Below are 15524 nucleotides of genomic sequence, written 5' to 3'. Positions count from 1 at the left end.
AAAAACAAGACAAAAAAATTAACAAATCAAAAAAAATATAATAAAATGTAAAACAGTGTTTCGAAATATTAACTTCTTAAAGTTGAAAGGGGTTCTGCACTTGTTGTGGACAGATATCAAAGAACGAGAAGTAGTTATGTACAAAAACTGCCAGGCAAAAATTTTAGAAAAAAAAGGGCCGAATAAAATAGTCGTTCGAAATCTAGAATTCCCGGAAAAAGGCGATTGGATATCAGCCGAGCTTGATTTTGAAGCTGTTGAAAAATTTGAGAAGAGTCGAGAACACTAATACGACAAACATTTTATAATACTTCTATTTGTTATATAAGAAAAAGCCGAGCTTACATTTTGAGTTCGGCTTTTTTGTTTATGTTTAATTCGTTCTCTTTCCGAAGAGCTCCTCGTTATTACATGTAAAACAACGCCTTTTCCTCTCATTCATTTTCCACTATTACACTAGTCCCGTATAAAAACGTATCTTTATACGGGACTATCGATTTATTTTTAGTACACGTATTTTTGCCACTTTTTTCATATACAAACGTTCAGAAACAAAACCTCTTTGCATACATTGAAGACAAAGGGGGAGGATACAATGGGAAAAGCAAGTCGTATATTGAAATGGGTCAGCGGAGGATTGGAGGCCCTTTGGGGGATTCCACTTCTAGGTGGCACCTTGGTTATAAGCCTAGCCTACACGCCGCTTATTCTAATGCTCGCATTGCATATCGTAGGTTTAGTATTTGCCATTAAAACAAACAAAGTTCGGACAGGGCATATCATGGGAATTGTCTGTTCCGCTATTGCGTGGATTCCTGTGGTCGGCATGATCATGCATATTTTAACGGCTATTTTCTTACTTATAGAAGCAGCCAAAGATAATGAACCATCTGAAGACGCAGCATAAAAGAAGAGCCGCCTGATTTTAGGTGGTTTTTTATATTTCCAAATAAAGACTTGTAGGCTCTTTTGCTTTGGAAAATCCTTTTTATGTTAGAATATTAGAAGTATTTTCTAAAAAAGGGGGTAAACACAATAGATAAAGCAAATCAAAAGAACAAAAGATTTCTTGCCGTAGGAGTTATATTAGTCGTTCTTGTAAGCTTTATATTTTTACTATGGAGTAAAGGCTGGGTAATTCCTAATGCGATAAGTGCCAACCGCTATGGTGTAAAAGGCGTAGACGTATCTTCTTATCAAGGGGAGATTAATTGGAATGTGCTGAGTAAACAAGATATTCAGTTTGCTTTTATTAAAGCAACGGAAGGAAGTTCATTTCAAGATCCTTTATTTAAACAAAACTGGGAACAAGCAAATCGCAAAACCATGCGGATCGGAGCTTATCACTTCTTTAGTTATGATAGCAAAGGTTCCACACAAGCGGCTAATTTTATCAAAGCAGTCTCTCTTAAAAATAACGATTTGCCTCCAGTGATTGATGTAGAATTTTACGGAGATAAAAAACAAAACCTTCCGTCTCAGAAACATGTATACAAGGAGCTTTCTAGCATGATTAAACGTCTTGAATCTCATTATGACAAGCGCGTCATTCTTTATACGACGCCTAAAGCGTATGACTTGTATATTAAAAACAGATATCCTGAGTGTGATATTTGGATTCGCGATGTTGTGAAAAAGCCTACTCTTGAAGAGCAGAAGAAATGGACGTTTTGGCAGTATACGAATAAAGGGCGGTTAAGCGGCTATAAAGGTAAAGAAACGTTTATTGATTTAAATGTGTTTAACGGAAATCAAGCAGAATTTGAAAGATACTAGTTTACTAGAAAGGTAAGAGATGGAGGAAAAATAATGCCTACTTATAACAAGCTAGTGCGAGATAAAATTCCTACGATTATTGAACAAAGCGGAAAAACCTTCAAATCACGCGTGCTGCAGCGAGAGGAATATCAACATGAGCTGACGAAAAAGGCAAAAGAAGAACTTCAAGAGTACATAGAAGCCCCAACGCATCAAGAGGCAATTGAAGAGCTTGCAGATTTACTAGAAGTTATGCACGCGCTAGCAGCTGTGCACGGGGCCACGCCAGAACAACTTGAGAAAGTGCGTGAGGAGAAGGCCAAGGAGCGCGGGAAGTTTGATAATCGGGTTTATTTAGTGGAAACAGAAGAAGCGTAGTTTGGTGGTGCAATAGTGGGAGGAGCGAGCGGTGGCAGGTGAGTTTTAATTTAAAAGTAGGAGAAATAAAAAAAGCTTATTTAACAGAACAAGAAATTTGGAAGATCATTAATCAATTTTTTGCTAATGGTCACTTTACCACAACGTATAAATATGGATTAATGAAAGCTTTAATTGAAAACCTATATAACGTTGACAATCGGTTAGTACTCACGTTTGATCAAGTATATTTTTCATTTGCTAAAATATATTGGAATTTGGTTATTCATCATGATTTAAATCAATTAAATACACCCAATAGACAATCTGGAATTCAAAAAGAGTTAAAGGAATTTCAGTTAATGCATGGTGTCCCCAATAAAGTAGTATTTGATCGTTTACCAAGTAATTTTCAATTGCAGTTAGTAGAAAGAACTAAAAAAGTGGGGGCAAGGTATGTAGTAGGGGCGTTATACGGAGATATGGAAGCTTCTATTTATGAGTTTGACAAAAGAACAGAATACATAAAGTTTAATAGCAGTATCTATATTTTTTTACAAAAATATAGACAAATTGTTACTCATTTAACCAATTATCATTTGGCGAAATTTTTAGAAAAGCATAATGACAAAAATAAGTTAGAAGATGTCTTGTTGAAAGTAGAAAATATTTCAAAACGCGAATCGCTGCATGCATTCTATAACATACTTTGGAAATATGAAACAAAAGAATGTTTTTATTGTGGGAAAGTTCTTTCTGATAAACGCATCGCTACTCATGTAGATCATTTTATTCCATGGAGTTATATCCAATCAGATAATATGTGGAATTTGGTGTTAAGCTGTCAAAGTTGCAACACAAAAAAGAGCAATAAACTTGCTAAGAGCTTATACCTTGAGAAGATGTTTGTTCGTAATGAGAATCTTAAATTAACAGCAGTTCACAATGATTTTAACTATTATTCGGAGCGTAAGTTAGAAGCTCTTTATGAGTATGCTGGAATGAATGGATACGTAGAAAACTGGTCTCCATAGCCCCGAGTATTTCTCTTTTCATCTCAGTTACAAAATCCCCTCTTGAAATTTTGTTCACCAAACAAGTAAACTAAAGACATAAGTTTGGTAAAATTGGGATAAGAAATTCATGAGGTAAGGGAGAACAAGTCGATGGAGATGGATCAAGAGAAATTTAATAAAGTGATTGAAGCGGCAAGGATGTATTATATTCTTGATTATAATCAAAGTGAAATTGCAAAAAAGCTTGGTGTATCAAGGCCCACGGTTTCTCGATTGCTGCAGACAGCAAAAGAAGAAGGCATTGTTCAAATTAAAATTGTAGATTCATCTATCAATAGTGAAAAGTTGTCTTCTCAGCTTGAACAAAAATTCAATTTAAAAAAAGCAATCGTCACACCGGTGCCTCAATATGAAAATCACATTATTAAAAGTCATCTAGGCGTGGCAGCAGCTGACTATCTCTATGACATTGTAAAAGATGGAGATATTATTGGGGTGACGTGGGGAACAACTCTTTATCAAGTGGCCATCGATTTAAAACAAAAGTATGTGAATGACGTGCAGGTTGTGCAGTTAAAAGGCGGAGTAAGCCATTCGGAAACGAGCACGTATGCTTCTGAAATTATGTACTTATTTGGAAAGGCATACAATACGCCTCCTATGCATCTTCCTTTGCCTGTGATTGTCGATCACGTGGTAGTTAAAAAAGCAATGGAAACGGATCGTCATATTAAGCGCATTTTAGATTTAGGCAAACAAGCCAATATTGCCGTCTTTACTACGGGACCTATTAAAACCGATTCGCTGCTTTTTCAGCTTGGCTACTTTTCCGAACAAGATGTAGAGATGATTTCCTCTCGAGCGGTAGGAGACATTTGTTCACGTTTTTTTGATAAAGATGGACAAATTTGCAATGAAAGCCTGGATGAACGGACGCTTGGACTTGATTTGGAAGAACTAAAGAAGAAAGAGTACGCCATTTTAGTAGCCGGCGGGGATCAGAAAATTGACAGCATTTACGGAGCGCTGCAAGGGAAATTTGCAAATGTGCTCGTTACTGATCAGTTCACGGCGCGCTTTTTGTTAGATAAACAAGAGTAAAGGAGATGAAGACGCTGTTTTTTCAAGAGCAAAAGCTTCATCGGATTGAAATAGTAGAAGATATTGTATCTTATTCGGCGTCATCTCTGCAGGCACAGCGAAACCGGTATCCTTTTCAAACAGACGTTTCAAAAGATGGAATGATTGCCAAAGGAACCACAGGCTATATCATTAAACGGTGGGGAAGAATGTACTTTTCTCCTGATACTGACCAAAAAGGAATTGAACGATTTACGCCGCCTGATCAGCCATATGTATTAATTCCTTATAAAAAGGTAAAGAATAAGTACCGAATCATGTTGTCATTTGTGATAAAAGCTGAAAAATAAGGGAAGACTTCCGAGTGCGGAAGTCTTTTTTTATTCACTAAAACAAACGCTATAAATATTTTTGAACAAATGTAAATATATCTGTTTACAATTGTTCAAAGCTATTATATAGTAAGGGTGTAAGTTGTTGAAAACGTTTTAGTGGATGCACAATATGCAGATACTTTTAGGGGGAAAACGTCATGAGAATGGTTGACTTAATTGAAAAAAAACGTAATGGACATGAATTAAATAAAGCTGAAATCGATTTTATTATCGAAGGTTATACAAAAGGGGATTTACCTGATTATCAGCTATCGGCATTTGCGATGGCGATTTACTTTCAAGGAATGACGCAGGAAGAACGCGTAAATTTAACGCAAGCAATGGTTGAATCTGGCGATCAAATCGACTTATCAAAAATTGAAGGTATTAAAGTAGACAAACACAGCACAGGCGGCGTAGGTGATACAACAACACTTGTATTAGGACCTTTAGTAGCTGCGGTTGATGTACCGGTTGCCAAAATGTCTGGCCGCGGCTTAGGACACACTGGCGGTACGATTGACAAACTTGAAGCAGTGCCTGGCTTCCACGTTGAAATTACAAACGAAGAATTCATTCGTTTAGTAAATACAAATAAAATTGCCGTTATCGGTCAAAGCGGAGACTTAACGCCGGCGGATAAAAAACTTTATGCGCTTCGTGATGTAACAGCAACGGTTGATTCGATTCCGTTAATTGCAAGCTCAATTATGAGTAAGAAAATTGCAGCTGGAGCAGATGCCATTTGCCTGGATGTAAAAACGGGGAACGGCGCGTTTATGAAAAAGCTTGAAGACGCTGAAGAATTAGCAAAAGCAATGGTTGAAATCGGAAAAGGCGTAGGCCGAAACACAAAAGCAATCATTTCAGATATGAGCCAGCCTCTAGGATTTGCGGTTGGTAATGCGCTTGAAGTGAAAGAAGCTATCGACACGTTAAAAGGCGAAGGCCCTGAAGATTTAACAGAGCTTTGCTTAACATTAGGAAGTCACATGGTTGTACTTGCTGAAAAAGCAAGCAGCTTAGATGAAGCGCGTGCAATGCTTCAAGAAGTAATTAAAAACGGAAAAGCATTAGAATCGTTCAAAACGTTCTTAAGCGCACAAGGCGGAGACGCTTCTGTTGCAGACGATCCGTCTAAATTACCTGATGCAGCGCACAAAATTGAAGTGCCAGCAAAAGAAGATGGCTACATTTCAGAAATCGTTGCAGAAAAAATCGGCGTAGCAGCAATGAAGCTAGGTGCAGGACGTGCAACAAAAGAATCTGAAATCGACTTAGCAGTTGGTATTATGCTAAATAAAAAAGTTGGTGACCAAGTGAAAAAAGGTGACTCTCTTGTTACAATCCACAGCAACAGTGAAGATGTACAGGAAGTAATGGATATCGTTTATGATTCTTACAGCACGGTCGCTGAAAAAGTGGAAGCTCCAACGTTAATTTATAAAGAAATTCATTAAGAGACAGAGAGGAAGTACAAAATGAGTCAAAACATTACGGGTATTATTGATCATACATTATTAAAAGCAGATGCAACAGAAGAGCAAATCACGGTTTTAGCACAAGAAGCAAAAGAATATTCATTCGCTTCGGTTTGTGTAAATCCAACGTGGGTAAAAAAAGCAGCCGAGTTATTAAAAGATGCTCCAGAAGTGAAAGTATGTACGGTAATCGGCTTCCCTCTTGGAGCTACTACTTCAGCAGTAAAAGCATTCGAAACAACAAATGCAATCGAAAACGGTGCAGATGAAGTAGATATGGTAATCAACATCGGCGCGTTAAAAGATAAAAACTATGACTTAGTGCAAAGCGACATTCAAGCAGTAGTAGATGCTGCAAAAGGCAAAGCGCTAGTAAAAGTAATTATTGAAACAGCTCTTTTAACAGACGAAGAAAAAGCAAAAGTTTCTGAGCTAGCTGTAAAAGCTGGAGCTGATTTTGTTAAAACGTCAACAGGCTTCTCTACAGGAGGCGCAACGGTAGAAGACGTAGCGCTTATGAGAAAAACGGTTGGACCAGATGTAGGTGTAAAAGCTTCTGGCGGCGTTCGAGGCTTAGAAGATGCAAAAGCAATGATTGAAGCAGGTGCAACACGTATTGGTGCAAGCTCTGGCGTATCAATTGCAAAAGGTCAATTAAGCAACTCTGATTATTAATAAATGACAGCAGGTTAGTACTAACTAACCTGCTGTAAACTAAGCAAAGGATGATGACGGTGGAGCCAAAACAATTAATAGATGAAGCAATCGCAGCAAGCAAACAAGCACATGTACCATATTCTCACTTTCATGTTGGTGCAGCTCTTTTAACAACCGATGGGAAGATTTATCGTGGATGCAATATTGAAAACGCTTCCTATGGATTGACGAACTGCGCTGAGCGAACGGCTATTTTTAAAGCTGTTTCAGAAGGGGACAAGCAGTTTTCAGCTATTGCAGTTGTAGGAGATACGGACGGCCCAATTTCTCCTTGCGGTGCATGCAGACAAGTATTAGCTGAGTTCTGTGATGATCACACACAAATTATCTTAGCAAACCTAAAAGGAGATTTTGTGATTACCAACATCAACGAAATCTTACCAGGCTATTTTTCATCAAAAGACTTACAAAAATAAGTAAGCAGTGGAGGATACTATGAAATATTTAATTGGCATCTTAGGGTTACTCGTTGTCTTTGGATTAGCGTATCTTGCAAGTAATAACCGTAAAGAAATCAAATATAAACCAATCGTTATTATGGTTGTGATTCAAGTTCTTTTATCAGCTTTGCTTCTTAATACAAAGTTTGGTTTGATTATTATCAATGCGATTGCCAGCGTTTTTGGAAAGCTGCTTTCATACGCAAACCAAGGAGTAGAGTTCGTATTTGGAGGCATTGCGAATAAAGGATCAATGCCGTTTTTCTTAAACGTGCTGCTTCCTATCGTTTTTATCTCTGTCTTGATTGGGATTTTACAGCACTTTAAAATCCTTCCGTTCATTATGAAATGGATTGGCTTAGTTCTCAGCAAGATTAACGGAATGGGAAAATTAGAGTCTTATAACGCAGTAGCTTCTGCTATTGTAGGTCAGTCAGAAGTATTTATTACCGTTAAAAAGCAACTAGACAAACTGCCGCCAAATCGTTTATATACGCTTTGTGCATCAGCTATGTCGACGGTTTCAATGTCTATTGTCGGTGCTTATATGACAATGATTGAACCAAAATATGTAGTAACAGCGATCGTTATTAACTTATTTGGTGGATTTATTATTTCTTCTATTATTAACCCTTACACAGTAACGGATCAAGAAGATATTTTAGAAGTACAAACTGGTCATAAACAAACGTTCTTCGAAATGCTTGGCGAATACATTATGGATGGATTTAAAGTAGCGATTATCGTAGGTGCGATGCTAATTGGTTTCGTTGCGCTGATGGCTGCGATTGATAACGTGTTTGAAATGTTATTTGGTCTATCGTTCCAGCATCTGCTTGGCTATGTGTTTGCACCGTTTGCATTCATCATGGGTGTTCCTGCTTCAGAAGTTGTGGCAGCGGGTGGAATTATGGCAACAAAACTTGTAACAAATGAATTTGTGGCAATGATGAGCCTGTCGGATATGGCTTCAACATTCAGTGCTAAAACGCTTGGAATTGTATCTGTATTCTTAGTATCATTTGCTAACTTCTCATCAATTGGAATCGTGTCAGGAGCTGTTAAAGGCTTAAGCGAAAAGCAAGGAAATACAGTAGCGCGCTTTGGTCTTCGTTTACTGTACGGAGCTACGCTTGTAAGCGTACTGTCAGCAATTGTTGTCAGCTTTATTTTATAAGTGTAATAGAAACAGAAAGAAAAGCAGTTTCCTTTTTAAAAGGAATTGCTTTTTCTTTTTTACATGTAAACCACAACTCCGTACATCCTAAAGAAAAACATAGACGCAGAGGAGGACAAGAAAAGCTAGGGGCTTTTCTTACTGAAAAATGGATCAAATTGGACTGTTGCTGTCAGGTGCAGCTTTATTTTTAAACGGACTGATGCTGCTTGGAAAAGCAGATGAAAAAAACGTAGGCGTATTTAACTTATTTGTTGGAGCTTTTCAAGTTATTGTTCCGTTTTATTTAATTATTACGTCAGATCAAAGCAACTGGATTTTGTATGAAAGAACGGCGATTTTTTTATTTGGCCTTACGTATTTGTATGTAGGGGTGACGGTATTAAAAGGAATGCAGGGAACAGGACTTGGCTATTACTCTCTTTGGGTATCGATTATCGCTTTAGTGTACGTGACCGTTTCTCTTGTTCATTATCATGACGTAATTAACGCTATTACATGGATTCTTTGGTCGTTTTTATGGTTTTTATTTTATGTGCTTAATACGAGCAAAAAAGATGTATCTGCATATGTGGGGAAAGTAGCGATTGTCCAGTCGTGGGTGACGTTAACGATTCCAGCGCTGTTTTCACTAACAGGCGTATGGGGAAATAAGGATATGTACAATATGTGGGGAATCGTGCTGGTAGCTTCCATCATTTATTTTGTATATCTAGGGTATCGACTATTCTTTTCTCAGCCGCAAAAAATGATTTTAAAATAAGTATTTACAAAAAATAGATAATAATGGTAAGATGTTAGAAATTAAATGCCGTGAAGAGAAAAGTAGACAGCGCGTATTCTTAGCAGAGAGCTCCGGAAGCTGAAAAGGAGCAAGAGAAACGCTGTTGAAGCAAGCCTCTGAGCAGCGCATTGGATCTAACGTGATAGTGCGACGGCTGCTTCCGTTACAAAGCTAGAGTATAAGCGAAAGCCGTACTCGATAAGGTTTATATGGCGATATATGAACAAACTAGGGTGGCACCGCGATTCATAATCTCGCCCCTAAGACAAATGTCTTGGGGGTGGGATTTTTTTATTGATCGAAATCAATAGTGAAGCGGAGGCCTTTCTTTTATGAAAAATAAGCTGTTGTCTTGGAAATACCCGTGTTTATTGCTGTTTGGAATTGGCATTAGCAATATCGGCGACTGGATTTATTTAATTGCTTTAAATGTCATGATGCTTGATATGACGAATTCGCCGCTTGCGGTTTCAGGGCTATACATGATAAAGCCGCTTGCTGCACTATATACAAGTATATGGTCTGGAAGCTTAATTGACCGCATAAACAAACGGAAGCTTATGATGTTTTTAGATTGGATGCGCGCGGGGATTATTGCTTGCTTTCCGTTTTTCTCATCCATACTGATCATTTATATGCTGGTATTTATCATCAGTATGGCAAGTTCAATGTTTCGGCCGGCATCGATGGTTTATATCACAAAGCTTATTCCACGTGAAAAACGAAAAAGATTTAATTCGCTGCGCAGTTTGATTGATTCAGGCAGTTTTCTTATTGGGCCAGCCGCAGCAGGTACGCTATTTATGATTGGAACCCCTGTGTTTGCCATTTATGCTACTGCTGCAGCGCTGGTATCCTCAGGAGTGGTTACTTTGTTTATGCCGAACCTGGATACAAAAACAGAAGTTAAAGAAAATAAGCTGTCTGTAAACACCATTCGAGAAGATTGGAAAGCGGTGTTTCGTTTCAGTAGAGCCAACAGATACATTATCACCATTTATGTATTATTCAGTTTCTTAATGGTCATGGCTACGGCAATTGATTCTCTTGAAGTTTCATTTGCAACAAAAGTCATTCATTTGTCCGAAAGCGAATACGGATTTTTATTAACCATAGCAGGCGCTGGCATTATGATTGGCGCAGTTGTGAACACACTGTTTGCTAAGAAGCTGTCGACCAACTTTCTCATAGGTGCCGGCAGTGTAGGAGTGTCGCTTGGCTATTTGCTGTATGCGTGTTCCTCTTCTTTTCAAACTATCGGAGCAGGATTTTTTAGCTTATCCTTTGCGTTAGCTTTTGCAAGTGCTGGTTTTCAAACCTTTTATCAAAACAGTATTCCCGTTGACATGATGGGTCGAGTAGGAAGCATATATGGACTGCTTGAGTCACTCCTGATCATTATCATGACTTTTTTATGCGGCATGGCTGCGCCCATCTTTTCGATTCAAGGAGCTGTAATTGGTGGAAGCCTGATCATGCTTTTAAGTACAATTGTATTGTTTTTGTGCACGTTAAAGCCTACGTTTTATAAAGTGAATTTGGTCAAAAAGCAAAGAATCTAACGCAAGGGTACTAGTGGACAAATAAGCTAAGAAGCCGATAAAAAGAAATGAATACAGGATAAAGGATGGAAAAGCACAGTGAAAATGAAAGATGCGTTAAAGAAAAAAGGAATGTTTGTTAAAAAGTTATCGAATCAAGGTGAATTCTTTCGAAAGCGATGGGAAAATGAATTTGCAAGTGCTTTAAGCGCATTGCAAAAAAAGAAAATTTATATGGATGAATTTTTGTGGCATGCATTTAGCTATGAAAAGCTCCCTTGTTTACAAGGAGAACAAGCGATTCAAGCGTTCGAACAGCAAATAAAGAACGACTGTTATTTATTGTTTGAGCATGATGAACGAGTGCTGCAGCTATCTAAATGTGAGCATCTAACAAGCGCTGATTTAAGTGAAAATACAAACATGTATTTAGAAGATTTATATGTGGTTGATAAAGATTTTACGTGGACTTATGTGATTACGCATGAAAGCTCATGTGGGCCTTACTTTTACCGAACATAAGTAAAGATAGAGCCTGCCGTGTTTATTAATACGGCAGATTTTTTGTTATAAAAAAACATTTTATTAATTAAAAGTAATTATAGTGATTAAATGGTTTTTGATCTGAATTTATTGGGTGTTTATTACTAATTATTATCCATCCCTTTCCTATATCTATATTATCAATTGGAATTTTTTTAAAAAATAGGATATGAAAATAATTTTTTGTATGCTAAGGTAATTACTGCTAGTAAGCTTGTCTTACAAAAAATGTTTTAAAAAAGGAGGTTTTTGTATGAAATGGTATTTACATGTACTGAAAAATTATGCAGTGTTTCAAGGGAGAGCGACGCGTAAAGAGTATTGGATGTTTGTCTTATTTAATTTTATTATATGGTGTGTGCTTTCAGCTATTGAACTTATAACAGATATGCCCCCGTTTTTGCGTATAGTTTATCTTGTTGCAGTCTTCATTCCATCTCTTGCTGTGACGGCACGCCGACTGCATGACATAGGAAGAAGCGGCTGGTGGCAGCTTATTAGTATTATTCCGATTGCCGGAAGTATTTGTCTATTCATTCTTCTTTGTCTAAGAAGTGAGTCGCAGCTAAATCGTTTTGATGTACCTAATAAAGTTGCGTAGGACTTAAATGATTAGATAGTTTAATTTAATAAACAAAGAGAGGGTTTGTCATGTACTGGTATATAAAAGCGTTAAAAAATTACGCGACGTTTCAAGGAAGAGCAACGCGTACGGAGTATTGGATGTTTACATTATTTAGTTATATCTTTGCACTTGTTCCATTTATATTTATTTTCATTGATTCACTTACAGTCTTTGCACCTATTTTAATATGGCTATACGCAGCAGCAATGATTCTGCCTTCACTTGCCGTTACTGTTCGCCGACTGCATGATACAGGAAGAAGCGGCTGGTGGTATTTAATTAACTTTGTTCCAGTTATCGGAGGTATTTGGCTGCTCATCTTACTTTGTCAAAGAAGCGAAGTAACAGCCAATATTTACGATACAGACACGCAGGCATCTTAACCAGAGTAGTTTATTAGTTTAAAAGTTAATAAACTAATAGACAAATTATTTTTAGCTAAAGAAAACTCCTGTTAAAAAGGAGTTTTCTTTTTTTTATTTTCCCACACGCTGCTGGGAAGTTCTTTTCGAAGAACAGGTGCAATATCATCTGCAAAGCGCTCTAGCTGTTCGCGCTGTTCTGCTTCGCTTAGACCGTCTACGCTGATGCTCAGCACTTCGTTTCCATAAGCGCGGTGATAGTCTATTATTTTTTCAATGATTTGCTCCGGGCTTCCTACTAAAGCAGGACCGTGTTGAACGATGTCTTCGAGTGACGTGAACGGCGATTGATTATGTTTGGCTGCTTCTGTATTGCTAAATGCGTTATAGTACGGGCGATAGCGGCGAATCGCTTCTTCCGTTGTATCGGAAATATATAGGCTGCTCGCCCCCGAACCGACAATGGCCTTGCGTGGATCATGGCCATAATAAGCGAAGCGTTCGCGGTAATGGTCAATCAGCGCTTTATATTTAGCCTGAGGGTGGAAGGAATTAGATGAAAATAGCGGATCTCCGTATTTAGCCGCCAGTTCTGTAGACAGTGAGCTTGACGCGCTTCCATGCCAAACGGGAATAGAAGTCTGAAACGGCCGAGGCTGAGTCGTAACGTTAGTTAAATGCGGACGATAACGGCCGCTCCAGGTGACATTTTCTTCTGTCCAAAGCTGTTTTAAAAGAGCGTATCTTTCAGCAAGAGATTCCCATTGTTCTTCTTCTGTAATACCAAAAAGCGGATAATGACGCGGGTCATTGCCTTTTCCGATAATCAGTTCAAGGCGTCCACCCGATAGGTGATCAAGCGTTGCATAATCTTCAGCTACTCGTACAGGGTCTAAAATGCTTAGAACGGTAACGGTCGTAAGGAGACGGATGTGTGACGTTTTAGCCGCAATTGCACTTAAAACAACGGGAGGAGAAGAAGACAAAAAAGGAGCTCCGTGTCTTTCGCCGACTCCGTAAGCATCAAAACCTAACTTTTCTGCCAGCACTGCTTGATTTAACACATGCTGAAACTTTTCTTGAGCAGTGAATGTTTCTCCAGTAACCGGGTTCGGGATGTTTTGAATAAGACTAAATAAAGCAAATTTCATACGTTTTACCTCCAAAAGATAAAATGGTAGACGACAATAAAAAAAGCAAACGTACACGCATTATCGTGTCCATTTGCCTCCAGTTGACTGGTAGATATGTAGTTTCAATGTTTTATTAGTTGTATCTTAAGCGGTAGACACCGGGCTGTCAAGATAATCTTTTTCTAAAAACCTACTTGATTTATCGGTTAACTAGTATTATGATGTGAATAATCTTACACGAAGTAAGCCCACTGGTTAACCAGAGGCTCTTGATGAAGCAGCTGCTTCATCAAGAGCCTCTTTTTATTACATAATATAGGGATTTAGGGGAGGAAAGTATGAAAAAATATTGGCTGTTTTTACTTTCAATTGTAGTAGCTGTGAGCGTGGCAGGATGCGGAACAAACGCATCTTCAAGTGCAGGAGAAAAGAAAGAAAAAGATGTTCAAACGGTTGTGGTTGGAACAGGCACTCAGTTTCCTAATATTTGCTTTATCGATGATAAAGGCAAACTGACCGGCTATGATGTAGAAGTAGTAAGAGCAATCGACAAAGAGCTACAGGATTATAAATTTGAATTTAAAACGATGGAATTTTCAAATCTGCTTCTCAGCTTAGAAAGTAATAAAATTGATATGATTGCTCATAACATGGCTCAGAACGCTGAGCGAAAGAAAAAGTTTTTATTTAATGATGAAACATATAATTATTCTCCGCTTTATGTAACAGTTCCTAAAAATCGAAATGATATTCATTCATTAAAAGATTTAGAAGGTAAAAAAATGATTGTAGGAGCTACAAGCAATGCGGCTGTCTATCTAGACAAATACAATCAAAAACACGGCAATAAAATCGATGTAGTTTACGCCGGTCAAGGTGCGGATGATGCCACAACTCAATTAAAAACAGGCCGGGCAGATGCTACGCTTGCGACACCATTTTCCATCGACTTTAGCAATCAAGCGCTGAAATTTCAGCAAAAAACGGTTGGAGATATCGTGATTAATTCAAAAGTATATTTTATGTTTAACAAAAAAGACGAAAAGTTAAAGTCGGAAGTCGATCAGGCGATTAAAAAGCTGAAAAAAGACGGTACATTAAAAAAACTCAGCACAAAATGGCTAGGAGAAGACTATACGGTGCAAAATTGACTATCGCAAAAAAGCAGCTGCCCACACAGCTGCTTTTTTTGTATGATATAAATCTGATAGATAGAAGAAACGATCTGCAAAGAAAACAAAAATTAGTGTATAGTAGAGCTATAAGTACTATAAAAGCAGGACCGCAGTAGGAGGCAATTCATTGATTACGGATTTACAGCGCGGAGATTTCTTTCAAAAAGGACATCGTTATCGCAGAAAACAAATTCATAAGCTTTATAAAGGACAGGAACAAAGCGAAATATCAACGCCAAAAGCGCATCCATATATTTTTATTTTCACAAAAGAAAGCGGAAGTGAATACGGAACAGGACACGGGTGGAACAGAGATAAAACCGCTTTTTTCTATACGGGAGAAGGCCAAAGAGGATCGATGCAGCTCATTAAAGGCAATAAAGCGCTTCGTGAACATTTTTTATCAGGAAAAGCCGTTTACTTGTTTCACTACGTGGAGCCTGGAGTAGTAGAGTTCATTGATGAAGTGACGTATATTAATCATCAATTAGAAATCATGTGGGACTCAGACGGAGAGCTTCGTGAAGCTATTATTTTTGAACTTGAACGAAATCCTGTGATTGAGGAAAAAGCAGCAAAGCTGGATGTTTCACCTTATTCAACTGAACAGCTTCGTCATATAGCATTAGGAGAAGAAAAAAAGACAAGTGTTTACGAACAAACGGCAGCTCTTAAACAATATGTTCACAAACGCGCAGCAGGTATTTGCGAAGCCTGCGGAGAAAGCGCGCCGTTTATCGCAAAAGATGGCAGCTCCTTTTTACAAATGTACTATCTTCCAAAGCTGTCAGAGGGCGGACTCGCTAAGCCAAAGGACGCTGCTGCATTATGTCCCAACTGTCATAGTCGTCTACGCTACGGGAAAGATAGTGAAGTGTATAAAGAAGAGCTGATTACTAAAATTAATGAAAAAGAAGCAGGAAAGAAAAGTGAGTAATATCATCTTTTTTCATTTTATAAA

Annotated in this window: 19 protein-coding genes and 1 other annotated feature; of the genes, 18 read left to right on the top strand and 1 reads right to left on the bottom strand. The window is 38.0% G+C overall.

What is annotated here, in order from left to right; genetic code table 11:
• The first annotated feature begins 100 nt into the window (after positions 1-100).
• The 16 genes from OK414_RS15245 (at position 101) to OK414_RS15170 (ending at position 12276) form a co-directional block, all read left to right on the top strand.
• A complete protein-coding gene (locus OK414_RS15245; RefSeq protein WP_016764545.1) occupies positions 101-289 on the top strand; it encodes a hypothetical protein in 189 nt (62 codons plus the stop codon).
• A gap of 306 nt (positions 290-595) precedes the next feature.
• On the top strand, positions 596-907 hold the full coding sequence (locus OK414_RS15240; protein WP_013057484.1) for a hypothetical protein: 312 nt from the start codon (positions 596-598) through the stop codon (positions 905-907).
• Between the two features lie 128 nt (positions 908-1035).
• Positions 1036-1776, top strand: a complete 741-nt coding sequence (locus tag OK414_RS15235) for a GH25 family lysozyme (RefSeq protein ID WP_404932058.1) — start codon at positions 1036-1038, stop codon at positions 1774-1776.
• 33 nt (positions 1777-1809) lie between these two features.
• Complete coding sequence (locus tag OK414_RS15230; RefSeq protein ID WP_034651136.1) at positions 1810-2136, top strand: nucleoside triphosphate pyrophosphohydrolase; 327 nt, start codon at positions 1810-1812, stop codon at positions 2134-2136.
• Positions 2137-2174: 38 nt separating this feature from the next.
• On the top strand, positions 2175-3149 hold the full coding sequence (locus tag OK414_RS15225; protein WP_034651138.1) for an HNH endonuclease: 975 nt from the start codon (positions 2175-2177) through the stop codon (positions 3147-3149).
• A gap of 138 nt (positions 3150-3287) precedes the next feature.
• A complete protein-coding gene (locus tag OK414_RS15220; protein ID WP_026106623.1) occupies positions 3288-4232 on the top strand; it encodes a sugar-binding transcriptional regulator in 945 nt (314 codons plus the stop codon).
• Positions 4233-4237: 5 nt separating this feature from the next.
• The gene (locus tag OK414_RS15215) at positions 4238-4561 is read left to right on the top strand and encodes a hypothetical protein (RefSeq protein ID WP_095379443.1); all 324 of its coding nucleotides are present in this window, start codon (positions 4238-4240) and stop codon (positions 4559-4561) included.
• Positions 4562-4743: 182 nt separating this feature from the next.
• Positions 4744-6045, top strand: a complete 1302-nt coding sequence (locus OK414_RS15210; protein ID WP_016764541.1) for a pyrimidine-nucleoside phosphorylase — start codon at positions 4744-4746, stop codon at positions 6043-6045.
• Positions 6046-6066: 21 nt separating this feature from the next.
• Positions 6067-6741, top strand: a complete 675-nt coding sequence (deoC, locus tag OK414_RS15205; protein ID WP_013057476.1) for a deoxyribose-phosphate aldolase — start codon at positions 6067-6069, stop codon at positions 6739-6741.
• A 59-nt stretch (positions 6742-6800) separates the two neighbouring features.
• Positions 6801-7199, top strand: coding sequence for a cytidine deaminase (locus OK414_RS15200; protein ID WP_013057475.1), 399 nt, complete (start codon positions 6801-6803; stop codon positions 7197-7199).
• A gap of 19 nt (positions 7200-7218) precedes the next feature.
• Positions 7219-8400 carry a NupC/NupG family nucleoside CNT transporter gene (locus tag OK414_RS15195; protein WP_013083603.1) on the top strand — a complete coding sequence of 394 codons (1182 nt, stop codon included), beginning with the start codon at positions 7219-7221 and terminating at the stop codon, positions 8398-8400.
• A gap of 148 nt (positions 8401-8548) precedes the next feature.
• Positions 8549-9163 (top strand): AmiS/UreI family transporter, encoded by a 615-nt coding sequence (locus OK414_RS15190; RefSeq protein ID WP_013083602.1) that lies wholly within the window; start codon positions 8549-8551, stop codon positions 9161-9163.
• A gap of 41 nt (positions 9164-9204) precedes the next feature.
• Positions 9205-9449 (top strand) — a binding site (T-box leader).
• A gap of 67 nt (positions 9450-9516) precedes the next feature.
• The gene (locus tag OK414_RS15185) at positions 9517-10746 is read left to right on the top strand and encodes an MFS transporter (RefSeq protein WP_263045169.1); all 1230 of its coding nucleotides are present in this window, start codon (positions 9517-9519) and stop codon (positions 10744-10746) included.
• Between the two features lie 84 nt (positions 10747-10830).
• Positions 10831-11247: a DUF4275 family protein gene (locus OK414_RS15180; RefSeq protein ID WP_211186172.1), complete on the top strand. Its 417-nt coding sequence runs from the start codon at positions 10831-10833 to the stop codon at positions 11245-11247.
• A 274-nt stretch (positions 11248-11521) separates the two neighbouring features.
• Complete coding sequence (locus OK414_RS15175) at positions 11522-11869, top strand: DUF805 domain-containing protein (protein ID WP_034651157.1); 348 nt, start codon at positions 11522-11524, stop codon at positions 11867-11869.
• A gap of 50 nt (positions 11870-11919) precedes the next feature.
• Positions 11920-12276: a DUF805 domain-containing protein gene (locus OK414_RS15170; RefSeq protein WP_016764535.1), complete on the top strand. Its 357-nt coding sequence runs from the start codon at positions 11920-11922 to the stop codon at positions 12274-12276.
• A 71-nt stretch (positions 12277-12347) separates the two neighbouring features.
• Here OK414_RS15170 and OK414_RS15165 read toward each other — a convergent pair whose 3' ends face one another.
• On the bottom strand, positions 12348-13406 hold the full coding sequence (locus OK414_RS15165) for an LLM class flavin-dependent oxidoreductase (RefSeq protein ID WP_095379446.1): 1059 nt from the start codon (positions 13404-13406) through the stop codon (positions 12348-12350).
• A gap of 320 nt (positions 13407-13726) precedes the next feature.
• Between OK414_RS15165 and OK414_RS15160 the strand changes: the two genes are divergently transcribed.
• Both OK414_RS15160 and OK414_RS15155 read left to right on the top strand, forming a co-directional pair.
• Positions 13727-14539 (top strand): amino acid ABC transporter substrate-binding protein, encoded by an 813-nt coding sequence (locus OK414_RS15160; protein ID WP_263045168.1) that lies wholly within the window; start codon positions 13727-13729, stop codon positions 14537-14539.
• 151 nt (positions 14540-14690) lie between these two features.
• Positions 14691-15500 (top strand): hypothetical protein, encoded by an 810-nt coding sequence (locus tag OK414_RS15155; RefSeq protein ID WP_034651164.1) that lies wholly within the window; start codon positions 14691-14693, stop codon positions 15498-15500.
• The last annotated feature ends 24 nt before the right edge of the window (positions 15501-15524 follow it).

The organism is Priestia sp. JV24 (genome assembly GCF_025910025.1).
Classification (GTDB): domain Bacteria; phylum Bacillota; class Bacilli; order Bacillales; family Bacillaceae_H; genus Priestia; species Priestia megaterium.
This window is presented reverse-complemented; position numbering and strand designations above follow the sequence as displayed.